The sequence below is a fragment of the Lacihabitans sp. CS3-21 genome (genome assembly GCF_024343675.1).
GTDB lineage: Bacteria > Bacteroidota > Bacteroidia > Cytophagales > Spirosomataceae > Leadbetterella.
In genome coordinates, this window is record NZ_RJUD01000011.1 from 12,556 (window position 1) to 28,203 (window position 15,648).

Consider the following 15,648-nt stretch of genomic DNA (forward strand, 5'->3'; position numbering starts at 1 on the left):
AATACCTAATTTGGATCACCTAAAAGTAGATATTCACTCATTTTTAACCATAGAACATTTGAATTTCGTAAGAAATCGTTTGAATGACGTAGTTTTTATAGAATAAATAGCAATATTTTTGTAAAGAGATAAAAGTCTTTAAATATCAATTATCATGGCAAAATACAATCTTAAAATAAACGGAAAAACCCGTAATGTGGATGTTGATCCTTCCACACCAGTGCTTTGGGTTCTTCGTGATACGCTAAATATGCCTGGTACCAAATTCGGCTGTGGAATGGCTCAATGCGGTGCTTGTACCATTCATTTGGATGGAAATGCCACTCGCTCATGTGTGCTGCCTGTTTCAGCTATTGGAAAATCAGTCATTACGACAATCGAAGGGCTGTCTGAAAATGGCACTCACCCAGTACAAAAAGCTTGGCTCGAGCATGATGTGGCCCAATGTGGCTATTGTCAAGGTGGACAAATGATGTCTGCTGTTGCTTTGCTGAAAACCAACCCAAATCCTTCGGATGAAGATATTGATGCTGCCATGAGTGGTAATATTTGTCGTTGTGGTACTTATCTAAGAATAAAAGAAGCGATCAAAACAGCGTCTAAAACATCAAACTCTAAATAAGAACATAATGGAAAATATAAAAGCACAAAGTAGAAGAGAGTTCTTAAAGTCTTCAGCCCTTGCTGGAGGAGGATGGTTGTTAAGTTTTAGCTGGTTTTCTGAAGCAAAAGCAGCGGGAAAGCTTGCTGAATTGAACCTAGCCGAAACTTGGAGTGAGCTGACTGGATATATTAAAATTACTCCTGAGAATGTTATTAAAATCTTTTGCCCTAATCCTGAATTTGGTCAAAATGTAATGACCTCACTGCCTATGATAGTTGCGGAAGAATTAGACTGTGATTGGAAAAATGTGATAGTAGAAATGAGTACTCATGATAATATTAAGTTCGGTTCACAGTTTACAGGAGGAAGTAATTCGATAAGAGCATACTGGAAACCATTACGAAATGCAGGAGCAGCAGCTCGTAAAATGCTTATCGAAGCCGCAGCTCAAACTTGGGGAGTTCCAGCAACCGAAATCACAACTAATGCAGGCGTTTTGTCTCATTCAAATGGAAAAACAGCGAAATATGGCGAATTAGCTGCAAAAGCTGCTACCCTTACAGTTCCGAAAGATATAAAATTGAAAGCCCCAAAAGATTTTTCTATTGTAAGAAATTCAAAGAAAAATACTGAAGGAGTAAAAGTTGTAACTGGAAAGCCACTTTTCGGAATAGATTATAAGGTTGACGGAATGTTGATTGCTATGATTGAGCATCCGCCAGCATTTGGTATGAAATTAAAATCTTTTGATGCTACCGCTGCAAAAAAAATGTCGGGCATCAAAGATATTTTTAGTTTCAAACTCTATGATGATGGTTTCGAGCAAGGTGGTTTTGATACGCGTGCTTTCAACGAAATGATTGCTGTAGTTGGAAATTCTACTTGGGAGGTAATGAACGCCCGCAAAAAGATAAATGCTCAATGGGAAGCGGCGGGCGATGTAAAAGAAACCATCATGGGCAGAGGTGGGAAAACTGAAAAAGTAGTGCCTGCCAGATTAGAAACTACAAGTAGCCAATTTGAAATGATGGCTGAGTTTGCCAAAAAGCCAGCTAAAGAATTAAGAAAAGATGGCGACCCTGAGACAGCTTTCAAAAATGCAGCTCAGATTATTGAACGCACGTACAATGCTCCGTTTTTGGCACATAATTGTATGGAACCAATGAATTTCTTTGCCCATGTGCAAGATGACAGAGCCTTAGTAGCTGGGCCATTGCAAGCACCTGGGTTGATGGAGCCAACGCTTGCAAAAATCTTGAATCTTCCTGCTGACAAAATAGAGATTCAAATGACCCGCATGGGCGGTGGTTTTGGTCGTAGAGCTTATGGGTCGTATGTATATGAAGCGGCTCGTATCTCTCAGAAAGTCAAAGCTCCCATAAAATTGATATATTCTCGTGAAGATGACATGACTCACGGAATCTATCGTCCGATGTATACCGCTACTTATCGTGCAGCTTTGGATGCCAATAAAAATCTGATTGGTTTTCATGTAACTGGTGGTGGTATTCCCGAAAACCCAATTCATGCCAATCGTTTTCCAGCTGGTGCTGTGGATAATTATTTGGCAGATGGATGGGAGATTCCTTCGAACATTACGATTGGAGCGTTCAGAGCTCCTCGTTCAAATTTTAATGCCGCTGCAGAGCAGTCGTTTTTGGATGAGGTAGCCGAGGCCATGGGAAAAGACCCAATCGCTTTCCGACTTGATTTGTTGAAACGTGCCAAAGAAAATCCAGTAGGCAAAAATAACGATTATGATGCCAGTAGATATATAGGTGTTTTAGAATTGCTCAAAGAAAAATCAGGTTGGGGCAAACCCGAAAATGTGGGTAAAAAACGTGGTGTAGCTGCCTATTTCTGTCACGCATCGTATGCTGGGCACGTGGTGGATATGGTAATGCGTGATGGACAACCATATGTTGAATCAGTAACTTCTGCCGTTGATTGTGGGGTTGTGATAAACCCCGACGCAGCCCGTAACATGGTACAAGGTGCAGTGGTTGATGGAATCGGACAGTCGTTTTATGGAGCATTGACCCATAAAGATGGTGTTCCTGAGCAGAACAATTTCCATAATTATCGCATGATTCGTCATAATGAGGCTCCAAAGAAAATTGATGTTCATTTCGTTGAAAATGAAATAGATCCTACAGGTCTTGGCGAACCACCTTTCCCGCCTGTATTTGGAGCTGTGGCAAACGCTTTGTTTAAAACCACGGGCAAAAGGTATTATAATCAACCTTTTATGAGTGAAGGTTCAATGCAAAATATAAATTAACTCAACTCGGCTAGTTTCAAATCATACCCTTAAGAATTATTATTTGATTCTTTTTGGGTATGGTTTTGTTTAATCAACCTATGGTATATTTTTTTTGAAATTAATATTGCCTTTTGTATTGCTTAGCACTCATAATTATTTAAAGTTTTGATTATGCCGAAAAATCATGATTAATCTTTCTCGAAATTTATACATTCTAAACAAAAACGAGTACATTAGGTATCTAAAATCAAACTATTTAGTTCTTAATCATGGGAGACTAAGGAATTGTTAAAATTTTGTAAAGCAGACGGATGTATTTGCAAAAAAAGTCCTCGTTTTTTTTATTTAACTTAAATTTTAATCTTGTAAAGGTATGGGGCTTTATTCTTAGCCCCAGTAAATTTTTTTTCTAAGCGTTCCAGCACATTCATTTCTAATATTTTTTTTTGGAAATTTGTTCTTACATACTCTCTTTCAAATATAGTTTCATAAATGTCCTGTACCTCCTTGATTGTAAATGTCTCTGGTAATAAATTAAATGCATTAAACTTCTTATCAATGTCTTCTTTCAAGTGATGGAGAGCATGCTTAAAAATTTCATCATGATCCATTATTAAATCAGGGATGCTATGAACATTATGCCATTCAATTGACGCATCTATTTCAGATTTTTTGGGATGAATTTTTTGAATGTCTACTAAAGCATAGTAGCCGATTGAAATAAATCGATTGGTAAACCAAAGATACTTATCACTATTTTTTATATTTTTATCATAGGCTGCAGAATTAGCTTCAATGAGTTTGTCTATAAATTCTTTACGTTTTCTATTTGCCTTTCCAAATACTTCAAATTGGTTTAAATAGATGTCGTTTAGCCCTGTTCTTTCCAGCAAAATCCTTTTAGCAGCTACGTCAATATCCTCATCTTGGGTAATAAATCCACCTTGCAATGCATAAAAATCACCGCTGAAATTTAGCTTTGAAATGAGGACCTTCAAAGTTTGCTCTTCATATCCAAAAATTACACATTCAATAGAAATTTGATTAATATAATTGCTATCTTTTAAAAAATCCATTACACAATTTTAGTTTCTATAGTTTAAACTTCACAAAATCTTACCCCATAGTTTAAGAAAAACAAATATAACTTATATTCTATTTTTTATTGTATATTTTTTTATACAATAGCTTTTTTTTGTATAAATTTGTCTTGAAATTTTATAATGATGATTTTTTAATAAATCATAAGAAATTTTATTTGAAATAGGTTTCATTAAAACAAAATCGACCATGTTGAAAAATCAAAAAAAATGGCTAATTATTGTTGTAAACATTTTAGTTATTAACTTTTGTTTTGCACAAACTAAACTTGTGCAAAATAATGATGAATTGTTTAAGTCATTTTCAACAAAAGACTCCATATTCAAAGCTCCCTTCATTGATAATGAGGAATGGCGAGACTTACCGGTGAGACATCTATACATACACGGAGGTTTTACGGGAACAGAAACTCGTTTTTCTTTTTACTTTCCAGAAAAACAAAATTATCAAGGTCGTTTTTTTCAGTATATCACACCGTTTCCTGATAATGAAAATCTTTCGCAAGGAGCAAAGGGAGAAGACGATAAAATTGGTTTTTCGATTAGTAGTGGAGCATACTTTATCGAAACGAATGGAGGTGGAAAAGTAGATTTTGCTAAACCATCGTTCAATTCAGACCCTACGATTGGAGCATTTAGGGCAAATGCCGCTTCGGCTTCTTTCTCTAAAATTGTTGCAGGCAAACTTTATGGTACTCATCGTACATACGGCTATGCTTTTGGAGGAAGTGGTGGAGCTTACCGTACAATTGGAAGTATCGAAAATACTGATGGCGTGTGGGATGGTGTAGTGCCTTATGTATTAGGCTCGCCAATGGCTATTCCTAACGTATTTGCTGCAAGAATGAATGCCATGAGAATACTACATGATAAGTTTCCTCAAATTATTGATGCCTTAGATGCAGGTGGCAGTGGAGATATGTATGCAGGATTGAACGCAGAAGAAAAGGAAGCCTTGAGCGAAGTTACCAAAATGGGCTTTCCGCCACCATCTTGGTTTGGCTATAAAACCATGGGGATTCATGGATTCATTGCTCTGTATCAAGGTATGAGAATGGCTGATAGAACGTTTTTTGATGACTTTTGGAAAGTAAAGGGGTATTTAGGAGCAAATCCGACAGCATCACTTTTGAAGGCAAGACTTCAGAAAACATCCAAAATTAAAGCAGCTATTAACATTGATGAGGCTGTAAAATTGGGTATTAAAGAAGCTGAAACGGCTGGAGAAAGAGGTTCGGCTGATTTGGCTTGGAAAAGCATGGGAGGCGTAGAAGGGAAAATGCCTGTCGCCTTTCAAATTGAAGATATACTACCCGATGTCAATTTTATGGGTGGCGATTTGGTTATAAAAACAGGGGAAGCCGCTGGTAAAACGATTCAGTTGGCCAGTATCAAAGATGATAAAGTGATTTTTGGCCCTGTTGATTTGTCGGTTTTAGCCAAAATAAAAGTGGGAGATGAAGTATATATCGACAATTCTAATTTCTTAGCTGTTCAGACTTATCACCGTCACCAAGTTCCTGGTAAAGAATATAAAGTTTGGGACCAATTTCGTGATGCAGAAGGTAAACCGATTTACCCGCAACGTCCATTTCTGTTAGGCCCATTATTTACCAGAGGTGCAGCAGGAGTTTTACCAACTGGAAAATTCAAAGGTAAAATGATTTTACTTTGTTCACTTTGGGACAGAGAGGCTTTTGCTTGGCAAGGCGACTTTTACAGAGATATGGTTAAAGCGAATTTAGGAGAAAAAACAGATGATAATTTCAGATTATGGTACACCGACCGTGCTTTGCATGGCGATTTGTCTAAACAAGAAGACCCAACCAGAACGGTAAGTTATTTAGGCGTTTTGCAACAAGCCTTACGTGACCTGAGTGCTTGGTGTGAAAAGGGAATTACTCCGTCAGCTTCTACCAATTACCAAATCGAAGATGGTCAAGTAATCGTGCCTTCCACCACTGCTGAACGTAAGGGCATTCAGCCAATTGTAAAACTTACGGTAAAAGGTGAGAAGAAAAAAGTAATCAAACAAGGACAAACCCTAACCTTTACCGCAGCAGTAGATGTACCTAAAAACACAGGTAAATTGGTTTCGGCTGAATGGGATTTTGATGGAAAAGGAGATTTTCCGATTAGTTCTAAAAAGATAACATTTGATGCCAAAAATAGCCAAGCAAGCGTTTCCATTACTTATAAATTTACTACAAAAGGTACTTTTTTCCCTACTGTAAGAGTAGCATCACAAAGAGAAGGAGATAGTAAAACGCCTTTTGCACGCATCCAGAATTTGGATAGGGTTAGGGTCATTGTTCAATAGTTTTTTTGTTAAAAGATGGCTTGCCAATTGCAGAGCACATGAACCCGATTGATGGTTAGTACAAGAATTACAAGATTTAACAGGGTTATCATAACAGTTTGACCAAAATGAAACATTTACACTTAATGAAAATAATTTCTCGATATAGCATTGCATTTCTTTTGATTTGTATCATTTGTGTTAATCAGCTTTTTTCACAAAATACAAATCCTGATTTATTGTATAAACCTTGGAAAGCGTCTTGGATTACTCCTCTAAATATCAATCCGAATGCCTATGGAGTGTATTACTTCCGCAAATCTTTTGAACTTAGACAAAAGCCCAATTCTTTCACGATTCATGTTTCTGCTGACAATCGTTATAAGCTTTTCGTGAATGAAAAGTTGGTTTCTCTTGGCCCTGCCCGTGGCGACCTCGACCATTGGAATTATGAAACCGTTGATATTGCCACTTATTTAAAAGAGGGAAATAATATCGTTGCTGCCCAGGTTTGGAACGAAGGAGAAGTCAGACCCGAAGCTCAAATTACTTTCCGTACCGCTTTTATTTTACAGGGTGCAAGTGACAAAGAGGCTTTTCTTAACACAAACGAAACTTGGAAATGCCTACAAGACGATAGCTATGCACCTTTGGTATTCAATATTAATACTTATTATGTTGCAGGCTCTGGAGAAATTCGCCATCTTGAAAAACATCCCAAAAATTGGCAATCTCAAGCTTTTAATGACACACATTGGCAAAATGCCCAGAAGCTATTTAATGGAATGCCTAAAAACTTCTACCGTTATAATGGCTTTTCAACGGGTTGGCGACTTGTTCCTTCATCCATCCCGCAAATGGAGTTGCGAGATGAAAGATTTCAAAAAATAGCAAAAAAGGAAGGTAATGTTTTACTTCCTGCTGATTTTCCGTTGACTAAAAGAGAGCTAACCATACCTGCAAATACAAGCGTTAGAATCATGCTGGACCAAAGTTATCTGACCAATGCGTATCCAAACGTAATTTTTAGCGGTGGAAAAAAGGCAAGTATTACGATGAAATATGCAGAAGCTTTGTTCAAAGAGTTTCCCATAAAAGCAAACCGAAACGATATTGAGGGGATGAAATTTATTGGTAGAACCGATAGCCTCATTTCTGATGGAAGCAATAATCAAAAATTTACTACGCTTACTTATCGTACTTATCGTTATGTTGAACTTTCCATTAAAACGCAAGAAAGTCCACTTACTTTAAACGACATCTATGGCACATTTACAGGCTATCCTTTTGAATTAAAATCGAAAATTGAAGGCAGTATTCCAGAGTTAGACAACTTCCTGACTATTGGCTGGCGAACCGCTCGTTTATGTGCTACCGAAACCTATATGGATTGTCCGTATTATGAACAATTGCAATATATTGGCGATGGGCGTATCCAAGCGTTGGTTTCACTTTACAATACAGGCGATGACCGTTTAGTGAAAAATGCACTCAATTTGATGGATTTCTCAAGAATCCCAGAAGGGCTAACCTCCAGTCGTCATCCTTCTTATACGCCCCAGTATATACCCACTTTTTCATTATGGTATATTGGAATCCTACATGATTATAGTCGTTATGGGACAGATTTAGACTTTGTAAGGGCTAAAATGGGAAGTGTTCGTCAGGTTTTTGAATATTTCAAAAAATACCAACAAGCAGATGGCTCACTGAAAGATGTACCTTATTGGATGTTTACCGATTGGGTAGATTTTAAAGAATGGAACGATGGTATCGGCCCAAGTTCACACGGTAATTCTGCTATGCTCGACTTGCAGCTATTATGGGCGTATCAGGTTGCGGTCGATTTAGAAACAAAATTTGGAATGCCTGAATTGGCTCTACGCTATCAAAAATCAATTGATTTATTAGCCAAAACTATTCGAGATAAGTATTGGGACAGCGATAAAAAACTATTTGCCGACCGTATCGAAAAAGATATTTTTTCGCAACATACCAATGCCTTAGCCATCTTAACGGGAATCGTTGCCACCAAAGATTTACCCCATTTGACAAAGCAACTTTTGACAGACAAGACATTAGCACCAGCTTCTATTTATTTTAAATATTATCTGCATCAAGCCTTGATAAAAGCGGGTTTAGGTAATGACTATTTAAAATGGTTGGATAAATGGCGAGAAAACCTCAGTATGGGATTGACTACTTGGGCAGAAACCTCTGATTTGACCAATACTCGTTCAGACTGTCATGCTTGGGGTTCGAGTCCAAATATTGAATTTTACAGAACAATTCTTGGCATTGATAGCGATGCTCCTGCATTTAAGGCTGTTAAAATTGAACCTCATTTAGGAGATATTCAGACAATAAAAGGAGAAATGCCACATCCAGATGGCATAATAAAGGTGGATTATAAATTAGTCAATAACAAACTAAAGGCAATAATTGAATTGCCCAAGGTTACAAAAGGACGGTTTATTTGGCAAGGTAAAACCTATCCTTTGAAAGGTGGAATCAATAATTTTTCTTTTTAAGAAACAAGTGGATATATGAAAAATCTAATAATATACATAGGATTGACACTGAATTGTAGTGTTGCTCATGCACAGAATGCAGTAAATTCCATCGCATTATCAAAAATGCCATTCATCGGAAAAGTAGATACACGTTTTCAATCATACAATATTGAAATGTGCGAAGTAATTGGTGGTGACTTCTGGATACCTTATGAGTTAATAGATTCTGTTAGAAAACACTCAAATAAAAAAGGAATCGAGGCCTTGAAATGGAAGATTGAACCTATCAATCTTTATGAAAGAAAACTACGTAACCTTGCAGCTGCATTGGGACCAACTTATGTAAGAGTAAGTGGTACATGGGCAAATGCACTTTATTTTCAAAACAATGATGAACCAAAAATGACAAGCCCCCCTATTGGCTTCAAGAATATTCTCACCCGCCAGCAATGGAAAGGTGTAATCGATTTCTGCAAAGCGGTTGATGGGAAATTGGTAAGTTCTTTCCCAATGAGTGAAGGAATGCACGATGAAATGGGTAATTGGAAACCTGAGCAAGTAAAAGCTATATTGGACTATACACATTCTTTGAAAGGAGAAATTGTCGCAGCTGAATTATTCAATGAGCCGTCTCATGCTTATCATGGTGATGTTAGTAAAGATTATAAAGGAATCAATTATGCAAACGACTTATTGGCATTTAAAAAATTAGTAGCCGATGTTGCTCCTAAAATGAAAATTATTGGGCCAGGTTCTACGGGCGAAGGTGGAATACTTCCTCCCAAAAGTATAGATTTATCTTTGGATGAGCTGTTAAATCAAACCCCAAAACCAAGCTTTGATGTATTTACATATCATTATTACGGCACAGTATCCAAACGCTGTGGCGGTGGACAAAAAGTTGAGAATGCCTTAAGTCCTGAGTGGCTGAGTAAAACAGAAAAAGGACTTGAATTTTATCAAAATGCAAGAGACAAATACAATCCCAATGCTCCGATATGGCTTACAGAAACAGCCGAAGCGGCGTGTGGCGGAAACCCATTAGCGGCCACCTACATTGATAGCTTTAGATATTTAGAACAACTCGGACGGTTGGCAAAAAAAGGTGTTCAGGTGGTTATGCACAACACCCTTGCTAGAAGTGAATATGCCTTGCTAGACCATGACACCCACCTACCACGACCGAATTATTGGGCAGCACTGCTTTGGGGCAAATTGATGGGAACAGATGTCTATAAAGCAGATAGTTTGGCTAATGGAGTGGATGTTTTTGTACACAATCTTAAAGGAAAACCCAAAGGACGTACCGTTCTAATTTTAAATACGACCGAAAAAGAAACAAGTTTTTCCATACCTGTCAACGCTACTCAGTATCTACTTACTGCAGATGAATTATTGACCAAAAAAGTGAAGTTGAATGGCAAAGTACTTCAATTGAACTCGAATGATGAAGTGCCAAAACTCATTGGTGAAAAAGTAAAATCAGGTACACTTTTGATTCCAGCCCACAGTATTTTATTTCTCACTTTTGATAAAATCAATTAATGAATTTAGCCAATAAAACCATGGTAGTTACAGGAGCAGGAAGCGGAATGGGAAGAGAATTAGCCCTTCAACTGCTCAAAAAAGGGGTAAAAGTCATTGGTGTTGATATTAATCCCAGTTCACTGGAACAAACAAAACAAATAGCCCAAGCAACCGACCAGCAATTTAAAGGTTTTGTATTGGATATTTCTGATAAAACTAAGGTTGAGTCTTTCGCCAAAGAGTTGATAGACCAATCTGGTGCAATAGACGGAATTATCAACAATGCGGGCATTATCCAACCTTTTATTCGGGTCAACGAACTGGATTATGACCAAATTAATCGAGTAATGAATATCAATTTTTTTGGAACTGTTTATTTGACGAAAGCTTTTCTACCCCATTTTTTAAATCGACCAGAAGCCCATATTGTCAATATTTCAAGTATGGGTGGCTTTATCCCATTTCCTGGACAAACCATGTATGGTGCAGCCAAAGCCGCTGTGAAAATTTTTACTGAAGGACTTTATGCCGAACTCAAAAATACCAATGTAAGAGTAACAGTTGTACATCCAGGAGCGATAGCCACCAACATTACCGAAAATTCAGGACTGGGAAAGCCCAAAATAGACCCAGATAAACCGCAGTCAAAACTGGCTATGCCTGCATCAAAAGCAGCAGAAATAATTTTAGAGGCAGTAGAGCAGAACAAATATCGTGTAATGGTGGGAAAAGATGCACGTTTCTTAGACCTTTTTTATCGCTTTAGTCCACAGCGTGCTACCGATTTTATTTTGAAGAAAATGGCAAATATTATGCGTTGATTTCCTTTTTGCGAAGAACTAACAATATGAATAGATAGTCTGTTTTTTACATTTACTCAGAGATAAAAATCATTAATGAAAAAACTAATTTTGGTTGTATGTTGTAGCCTTGAATTATTTTATTCTCAGCCAATGATATGGTTCAAATTAATGGGCCTTTACAAGAAATTGAAATTATTGGAGACCGTTATCCTGCGGCTTTGCAGGCAAGAGTGGGAAAATAAATATGAGATACTTGCTTTTAATTTTAGCTTGCTTGAGTAGCCTTACTGCTTGCTCGCAAGATTATTCACATGCTAAGCAAAATAATATGGATAATAATTCAAACGAAGCATTTGCAGTGGTGCAACAATTGGCTAAACTCATGATTACACGAGACACCACCGAATTAAATAAAATCCTCGATAAATATTTTACCTTGACTCACATGACGGGCTATGTACAATCCAAAGAGGAGTGGCTACATGAAATAGCAAAGGAGAGCATGAAATACTACTCAACAAGAGAAGTAAATCATACCATTAAAGTAAATGGCAATTTTGCCGAGGTTATGATTCAACGTATGGTAGATGCAAGAATTTGGGGCAATAGGAATACTTGGAGGCTTCAACAAAAAATGAAATTAGAAAAACGCAATGGGTCTTGGGTTATTCTAAGCTCTGTCGCTTCTACTTTCTGATACAGTCATGATTTTTTAATTTAAATAAACAATAAAAATAGTTATGCAATCAAATGTAATAGTTGTAATCGGTGTAGGTGGTATTGGTATGGCCATCGCCAGACGTGAAGGTGCTGGTAAAGTGGTTTTATTAGCTGATATTAATGAAAAGAATTTAGCAAAAGCCTCTCAGGATTTAATTGATACTGGCTATGTGGTAGAAACCCAGCAAACTGACGTTTCCTTACTCAGTTCAGTAAAAGCATTAGTTGCAAAAGCAGTATCATTAGGTAATGTATTGCAGGTGGTGAATACAGCAGGGCTTTCACCCAATATGGCTTCCGTCGAAAAGTTATTGGAGGTAGATTTAGTGGGTGCGGTTTATGTATTGGAAGAATTTGGAAAGGTGATTGCAGAAGGTGGTGCAGGTATCCATATTTCAAGTATGGCTGGTCACATGATTCCAGACTTAGGAGCGGAAACAAACACGGCTCTTGCAGTTACCCAAGCCAGCGAATTACTTAGCTTGCCTGTATTGCAGCCTGCTAATGTACCCAATACTACTTATGCATATTGCCTCTCTAAAAGAGCCAATCACCTCCGTATTCAAGCCGAGAGTATCAAATGGGGTGAAAGAGGTGCGAGAGTAAATTCTATTAGCCCGGGTATCATTTTAACTGCCTTAGCAAAACACGAGTTAGAATCTCCTATTGGAGACGGGTATCGTGCCATGATTACCGCTTCTGCGGCTAAAAGAGTAGGTACTGTAGATGAAGTAGCCACATTAGCCCACTATCTTTTAGGCCCTGATTCAAGCTTTGTCACAGGAAGCGACATTCTGATGGATGGTGGTGTAATAGCAGCAATGAAAATGGGGAAAATAGCATTTTAGTCCAAAAGGAACTAAAGTTTTTTTAGAACCCTTATTTGGAAAATTTCATAAAATTAATGAATAAAGTATTAATAATAGGTGCAACAGGAAGCCTTGCAACAGTTGTAACAGAAGAATTAAAGAAGCAAGCAGATGTACAGTTAACGTTGTTTGCAAGAAATACAAGTCTCCTATCAACCGCAGATAATATAACACTCAAGCAAGGAGATGCAATGATTTACGACCATGTAAAAGATGTTGTGTCAGGACATGATATTGTATATGTGAACCTAACAGGAAATTTAGAAATAATGGCAAAAAACATCGTAAAGGCAATGCAAGAGACAGGGGTGAAAAGAATTATTGCTATAAGCTCCATAGGTATTTACGAAGTGCCATTGAAATCAATTCTACTTCCCTATCGTGTATTAGCAGACGTAATTGAAAGTTCGGGCTTAGAATATACTATTCTTCGCCCAGATTGGTTTACGAATGCCAACGAAGTGGATTATGCACTTACCAGAAAAGGGCAAGCCGAATCTGGGTCTGCCATTTCACGAAAAAGTATTGCTGCTTTTATAGGCACGCTCATACAAAATCCTTTGCTTTACATCAACGAAAATTTAGGAATTAGTAAACCTTAAAATAGCTGGATTAATATGCAATTCGAAAAAAACAAACGACTATATTCAAATAAAATATTGATAACGAGTACCTTAATTAAAAATAAACTATGAAAAAGTATCTATTTTTGTTTCTATCCCTTGTAATTTCAAAAATTACGTTTGCTCAAAACAACTTACCATTGCTTTTCGGTGTGGCTTATTATGATGAATATATGCCATACGAACGTCTTGATAAAGATATTGCCATGATGAAAGATGCAGGCATTAACGTAGTTAGAATTGCAGAATCTACTTGGAGCACAGTTGAGCCCCAAGATAACGTTTGGGACTTTAAGAGTATTGACCGTGTGCTTAATGCCATGCATAAGGCAGGTATCAAAGTCATTATTGGTACCCCAACTTATGCAATTCCTACCTGGTTAGCCAAAAAATACCCTTCAGTTTTGGTAACAAATCCACAAGGACAGAGAAAATACGGAGCAAGACAAAACATGGACATTACTGATGTTCACTATCGTTTTCATTCCGAGCGTGTCATTCGCAAAATCATGGAACATGTAAAAAATCATCCTGCAATTATTGGATATCAGGTCGATAACGAAACCAAACATTACGGCACATCCAGCGAAAATGTTCAGAAGGCATTTGTGGCTTACATAAAAGATAAATTCAAAACTTTAGATGCCGTGAATAAAGCTTTTGGTCTTGATTATTGGAGCAACAGAATCAATAACTGGAATGATTTTCCTGCGGTAAATGGTACTTTCAGTGCTTCTATTAATGCCAGTTTAAACTCCGAATTCTCGAAATTTCAACGTAAAATTGTAACAGATTTTTTAAATTGGCAAACTAAGATTGTTAAGGAATACGCCAAACCTAATCAGTTTGTAACTCAAAATTTTGACCTTGAATGGCGTGGTTATTCTTATGGAATTCAGCCCGATGTTGACCATTTTGCAGCCGCAAAAGCACTTGATGTTGCTGGAATCGACGTTTATCATCCTACACAAGATAACCTTACCGGAATAGAGATTTCATTGGGTGGTGATTTGACTCGCTCAATGAAAGATGGTAAAAACTACTTCGTTATAGAAACCGAAGCTCAGGGCTTTGCCCAATGGGTTCCTTACCCGAATCAATTGCGTTTACAGGCGTTTAGCCATGTGGCTTCGGGGGCAAATATGCTTGAATACTGGCATTGGCATTCGATACATAATTCCTTCGAAACTTACTGGAAAGGACTTTTAAGCCATGATTTTGAGCCAAACCCGACTTATAATGAGGCCAAAACCATCGGTAAAGATTTTGCTCGATTGAGTGATAAACTCATCAGTCTAAAGAAAAATAATGACGTTGCCATTCTTTTCAGCAATGAAGCACTTACGGCTTTCAACGCTTTTGGATTTGGCTTTGGAACAAAAGAAAACTACAATGATATTCTCCGCCCTTACTATGATGCACTTTATAAAATGAATGTTGGCACTGATTTTATTGATGCCACAAAGAATCCAGATTTGAGTAAATACAAACTTATCATCGTCCCAGCACTTTATGCTGCCTCTGATGATATTCTAAAAAAACTCAATCAATTTGTAAAAGAGGGTGGTCATGTTCTTTATACCTTCAAAAGTGGCTTTTCAGATGAAAACGTAAAAGTAAGAAGTATTATTCAACCGGGTATCATCAACGAAGCTTGTGGGATTTCGTACAGCCAATTTACAATTCCTCAAAATGTTTCGCTAAAAAATGACCCATTTGGTGCTGGAAAAGACAATAAGGTATCTAATTGGATGGAATTCATTACGCCGAGTACTGCCAATGTTTTAGCATATTACGAGCATCCTTCTTGGGGAAATTATGCAGCAGTTACGCAGAATCAATTTGGCAAAGGTACTGCTACCTATGTGGGTTGCATGACCAGTTCTGTTATCACCGAAAAAATTGTAAAAAATGTAGTAGAAAAAGCGAATCTTTGGAAAACTGAACAGCAATTTGCATTTCCAATTATTGTGAAATCTGGTATCAATCAACAAGGCAAAACAATTCGCTACATTTTCAATTATTCGGCTGTTCCTCAGCAGGTTAAATATAATTTCAGTAGTGGCAAGGAATTACTATCCAACGAACTTGTCTCAAAAGACGCAAACTTGAATTTAGAGGCATGGGGAGTGAAGATTGTGGAAGAGAACTAAGTTTTGTGGTGTTAGCTAATGTTTTATACCAAACTAAAGGTAAACGTTATTATGATCAACCGTTATCTGTGGAGCCACGGCAGTCCTGAAGATAATTAAAGTATTTGTGCCTCGAATCTGATAACATATATGCTTATCATTCGGGGCATTTTTTTTACCTTTTTTTTCAAAAGA

At 37.4% G+C, this 15,648-nt stretch carries 11 protein-coding genes; 10 read left to right on the forward strand and 1 reads right to left on the reverse strand.

Going from position 1 to position 15,648, the window contains the following annotated elements:
- Positions 1-154 precede the first annotated feature (154 nt).
- Entirely contained in the window at positions 155-622 is a 468-nt protein-coding gene (locus tag EGI24_RS08665) for a (2Fe-2S)-binding protein (protein WP_255047977.1), read from the forward strand.
- Between the two features lie 7 nt (positions 623-629).
- On the forward strand, positions 630-2,885 hold the full coding sequence (locus EGI24_RS08670; RefSeq protein ID WP_255047978.1) for a xanthine dehydrogenase family protein molybdopterin-binding subunit: 2,256 nt from the start codon (positions 630-632) through the stop codon (positions 2,883-2,885).
- 332 nt (positions 2,886-3,217) lie between these two features.
- On the opposite strand, the gene EGI24_RS08675 is transcribed toward EGI24_RS08670, so the two are convergent.
- Positions 3,218-3,943: an NrtR DNA-binding winged helix domain-containing protein gene (locus EGI24_RS08675; protein WP_255047979.1), complete on the reverse strand. Its 726-nt coding sequence runs from the start codon at positions 3,941-3,943 to the stop codon at positions 3,218-3,220.
- A 214-nt stretch (positions 3,944-4,157) separates the two neighbouring features.
- Between EGI24_RS08675 and EGI24_RS08680 the strand changes: the two genes are divergently transcribed.
- The 8 genes from EGI24_RS08680 to EGI24_RS08715 all read left to right on the forward strand — a co-directional run bounded on the left by EGI24_RS08680 (position 4,158) and on the right by EGI24_RS08715 (position 15,474).
- Positions 4,158-6,287, forward strand: a complete 2,130-nt coding sequence (locus EGI24_RS08680; RefSeq protein WP_255047980.1) for a PKD domain-containing protein — start codon at positions 4,158-4,160, stop codon at positions 6,285-6,287.
- A 125-nt stretch (positions 6,288-6,412) separates the two neighbouring features.
- Entirely contained in the window at positions 6,413-8,797 is a 2,385-nt protein-coding gene (locus EGI24_RS08685; protein ID WP_255047981.1) for an alpha-L-rhamnosidase N-terminal domain-containing protein, read from the forward strand.
- A gap of 15 nt (positions 8,798-8,812) precedes the next feature.
- Positions 8,813-10,324 carry a hypothetical protein gene (locus EGI24_RS08690; protein WP_255047982.1) on the forward strand — a complete coding sequence of 504 codons (1,512 nt, stop codon included), beginning with the start codon at positions 8,813-8,815 and terminating at the stop codon, positions 10,322-10,324.
- The gene (locus EGI24_RS08695; RefSeq protein WP_255047983.1) at positions 10,324-11,127 is read left to right on the forward strand and encodes an SDR family oxidoreductase; all 804 of its coding nucleotides are present in this window, start codon (positions 10,324-10,326) and stop codon (positions 11,125-11,127) included. Before EGI24_RS08690 ends, EGI24_RS08695 begins: the two co-directional genes overlap by 1 nt.
- 226 nt (positions 11,128-11,353) lie before the next feature.
- Positions 11,354-11,806, forward strand: coding sequence for a nuclear transport factor 2 family protein (locus tag EGI24_RS08700; protein ID WP_255047984.1), 453 nt, complete (start codon positions 11,354-11,356; stop codon positions 11,804-11,806).
- Positions 11,807-11,849: 43 nt separating this feature from the next.
- Complete coding sequence (locus EGI24_RS08705) at positions 11,850-12,677, forward strand: SDR family oxidoreductase (protein ID WP_255047985.1); 828 nt, start codon at positions 11,850-11,852, stop codon at positions 12,675-12,677.
- A gap of 56 nt (positions 12,678-12,733) precedes the next feature.
- Positions 12,734-13,300 (forward strand): NAD(P)H-binding protein, encoded by a 567-nt coding sequence (locus EGI24_RS08710; RefSeq protein WP_255047986.1) that lies wholly within the window; start codon positions 12,734-12,736, stop codon positions 13,298-13,300.
- An 89-nt stretch (positions 13,301-13,389) separates the two neighbouring features.
- Positions 13,390-15,474: a beta-galactosidase gene (locus tag EGI24_RS08715; RefSeq protein ID WP_255047987.1), complete on the forward strand. Its 2,085-nt coding sequence runs from the start codon at positions 13,390-13,392 to the stop codon at positions 15,472-15,474.
- Positions 15,475-15,648: the final 174 nt, after the last annotated feature.